Annotated in this window: 2 protein-coding genes; one reads left to right on the forward strand and one right to left on the reverse strand. The window is 57.3% G+C overall.

Translation table 11 applies throughout. The features are described 5' to 3' along the window. On the reverse strand, positions 1–350 hold a 350-nt coding region (locus VH187_RS19965), incomplete at its 3' end, for a GNAT family N-acetyltransferase (RefSeq protein ID WP_329703188.1). 1176 nt (positions 351–1526) lie between these two features. On the opposite strand from VH187_RS19965, the gene VH187_RS19970 reads away from it, so the two are divergent. Next, the coding region (locus VH187_RS19970; protein WP_329703189.1) for a Kelch repeat-containing protein at positions 1527–3952 on the forward strand (2426 nt) is incomplete at its 3' end.

A 3952-nucleotide genomic window follows, 5' to 3' on the forward strand; every position in this document is an offset into this window, starting at 1 on the left:
CCGCGATCACGCGCGATTTTCGCAAGCTCGACAAGCAACGCGCGACCGTAACCCTTCCCGCGCTTCTCCGGCTTAACGAACAAATCTTCGAGGTAGAGTCCTGGCCGCCCAAGCCAGGTGGAAAAATTGTAAAAGTAAACCGCGAACCCGACCGGCGACGCGTCTTCAAAAGCAAGAAGCACCTCCGCCGCTGGCCGTTCACCGAACAAAACATCAACGAGCTGTTCTTCCGTTGCAGTGACCTCGTCCGGCGCCCGTTCGTACGTCGCCAGATCGCGAATGAGTCCCAGGACGATCGGCACATCGTCCACGCGTGCCGAACGAATCTGGAAATCAGCAATCTCTTTCATTATAGCGAGCCTTCCGCGTCAGGCCTGAGCTAACCACGAACGGACACTAATTCACACGAATGTTTTCGGCCGCCGCACCGACCTTTGGAGTGCGGCGGCTTGACGCCGCTTTTCTTCAGATCGCGAATGCAACTGCCGACCAGCAACCACAAGAGGAAATACACTGCTCAATCTGGTTAAATTGTCTCGACATCTTTGAGGCGTTTCGAGTAAAAGGTGTTTACGCACCGAAGCGCAAGCAAGGTGAAAGCGCACATTAGCTCCACGATGAAAGCGCATCTTATCCGAGGCGCGGTTTATGGCGTAACCGCCGATAATGGCAGCTCTGAAGAAACTGGTGTGCAGGGCGGCGCATGCGGTCGCAACACGACGTTTTCGTGTCTTGAGCCCGTCCTCACAAATGATCTGAAAGTCAGTTACAGCTGTAGCCCTCTATTTACACGCACGCCTACAGCTAGCACGACAGCAACAGCTACACCGACAGCTAGTCTGCCGCCAACTCCAACACCAACATCTACAGCGAGACCTTCACCGACACCAAGAGTTGCACCAACGCCCAGGCCGCGTTTCACGCCGCTACCGCGCCCATAACTATCTATGAAAAAGAAACACAGCGCCCAATCCGGTTTGTTCAGCCTTAGGACCTTAGCCTCTATGCTCGTTTGCGCAGCGGCAATCTATTCAATGATCGTCACCGGAACGCTGCTGGCTTTCTGGCGTTCCGATGCATCAGAGAAGGTTTCCCATCCCGCAGGCGCGGGGCTGACATTCGCAGAGCGCGTAAATTACCAGCGAGCCATTGAAGAAGTTTACTGGCGTCATCGGGTCTGGCCGAAAGAGAATTCGAAGCCCAAGCCGTCACTCGATGAGGTGATGCCGGCCCAGCAGATTCAGAAGAAGGTAGAAGACTATCTGCGCGACTCGCAGGCGCTGGAAGACTACTGGCAAAGGCCAATTACTCCCGATCAACTCCAAGCCGAGATGGAACGAATCGCCAATCACACTAAACAACCGGGAGTTCTGCGCGAAATATTCACCGCGCTCGGGAATGATTCCTTGGTGATTGCTGAGTGTTTGGCCAGACCTGTCCTGACCGAGCGCTTAATCACGGCGTTGTACGCTCACGATCAAAGATTCCACGGCGAGTTGAAGCGACGCGCCGAAGCTGAGCTGCGAATGCACACAACTGTAACGCAGATGAAGCAGACCAGCGGCATCTACACCGAAATGGAGTGGATACAAACCGACTCCGCTAACGGCGGCTCGGCTCCTGCCGACGCAAAGAGCACCCAGGCTCTGAAGATGAATGGCAGCGAATGGCAAGATAGCGTTGCGAGACTCGCAGCGCAGTTTGGTAGCACCAAACCTGCTAGGGCGCGACCGCCGGGCGCGCCGCAACTGGGAGTAATGCGTCGATACGGCGAGGCAGCTACAGCGAATCAGCCCGACACAAACGCGATAGCGCAAATTAAGACCGGCATATTGAGCCCACTACAAGAGGACGACGCGCATTACTATGCCGTAGCGGTAATGAATAAGGGCAAAGACCGATTGAAGCTGGCCACAGTTGCGTGGCTGAAAGAACCGTTGCGATCGTGGGTGACTAAAGCCGAAGCGCAAGCGCCTGTAACAATGGCAGCTGTAACTGCAAACTACACGCTTCCTGTAATAGCCAGTCCATCCGGTGGCTGCACCGATGACACTTGGATGGGAACCCGCTTCACTACCATACCAGCTGGTCGAGACTCTCACACAGCAGTGTGGACCGGCAGCGAAATGATCGTCTGGGGCGGCTATGACGGCAGCGCCTGGTTGAACACAGGCAGCAGATATAATCCGATCACCGACAGTTGGACGGCCACCAGCCTCACCAACGCGCCCGGTGCCCGAGGCATTCACACGGCGGTGTGGACAGGAACTGAAATGATCATCTGGGGCGGATGGAACTTTCCTAACCGTTTGAATACTGGCGGGAAATATAATCCCAGCATCGACAGTTGGACGGCCACCAGCACAATCAACGCGCCCGAGGCCCGGTACTATCACCCGGCAGTATGGACCGGCAGCGAAATGATTGTCTGGGGCGGATTTGGCATCAGCGGCTATCTGAACACCGGCGGTAGATATAATCCCATCACGAATAGTTGGACGCTTGCCAGCACCATCAACGCGCCCACTAGCCGATGGCTTCACACGGCAGTGTGGACCGGCAGCGAAATGATTGTCTGGGGCGGAATGGCAGAAGGGCCCGGGTCCTTAAATACCGGCGGGAGATACAATCCCAGCACCAATAGTTGGATCCCTACCAGCACGTCGGGCGTGCCTGGCCGGTCCTATCACACGGCAGTGTGGACCGGCAGCGAAATGATCGTCTGGGGCGGACTGGCTGGCAGCTCGAACTCTTTGAGCAGCGGCAAGACATGCTGCGCACAATTTGTTCCGCCACGTCCCACACGCACGCGGGCTGCACCCGCAGGTGCAAGTCCAACACCGTCTGCAACACCATCTTTCAGTGGAGAGAGATATAATCCTGCTACCGACAGTTGGACAGCCACGAGTACCGCTAACGCGCCCGACGGCCGAGCCGGTCACACCGCAGTATGGACCGGTGTCGAAATGATCGTCTGGGGCGGAACCGACGACAGCGGCTTTTTGAATACCGGCGGCCGTTATGATCCCAGTAGTAACAGTTGGTTGGCCACCAGCACCACCAACGCGCCCGTGGCCGGTCACACCGCGGTATGGACTGGCAGCGAAATGATCGTCTGGGGCGGACTGGCACTTGGTCCCGTGTACTTAAATACCGGCGCGAGATACAATCCCAGCACCGACAGGTGGACACCCACCAACGTCCCAACTGCCTCAGCCGGTCACACCGCAGTGTGGACTGGCAGCGAAATGATCGTTTGGGGCGGAAACGGCATTGGCTTTGTGAACGCAAGATATAATCCCACCACCGACAATTGGACAGCGACCTCCACTACCAACGCGCCCGCTGTCCGGGCCGGTCACACCGCAGTGTGGACCGGCGGAGAAATGATTGTCTGGGGCGGACTCAATACAAGCTTCTTGAATACCGGCGGGAGATATAACCCCAGCGCGGACAGTTGGACAGCCACCAGCACCATCGGTGCGCCCGCTGCCCGCTACAATCACACAGCAGTCTGGACGGGCAGCCAAATGATCATTTGGGGCGGAGCCAATAGCAGCGGCTCTTTTAACACCGGCGGGAGATATAACGCCAGCACCGACGGTTGGACACCTACCAGCACCAACGGCGCCCCCGCTGCCCGCTACAATCACACAGCAGTCTGGACCGGCAGCCAAATGATCGTTTGGGGCGGAATAGTTCCGTCCCCAACTCCAACCCCGCCCCCACACCCAAGCCCAAGCCCAACCCCAAGTCCGACCCCAACCGGCACTCCAACTCCTCCAGGTACGGGCGGGAGATATGATCCGATGACCGACGGTTGGATAGCCACCAGCACCACTAACGCCCCCGATGCCAGAAATGGTCACTCGGCAGTGTGGACTGGCAGGGAAATGATTGTCTGGGGCGGAGTTGGTGCCGATTATTTCAACACCGGCGGCAGATACAATCC

It is taken from the genome of Scandinavium sp., assembly GCF_036271055.1.
In the GTDB taxonomy this organism is placed as follows: domain Bacteria; phylum Pseudomonadota; class Gammaproteobacteria; order Enterobacterales; family Enterobacteriaceae; genus Scandinavium.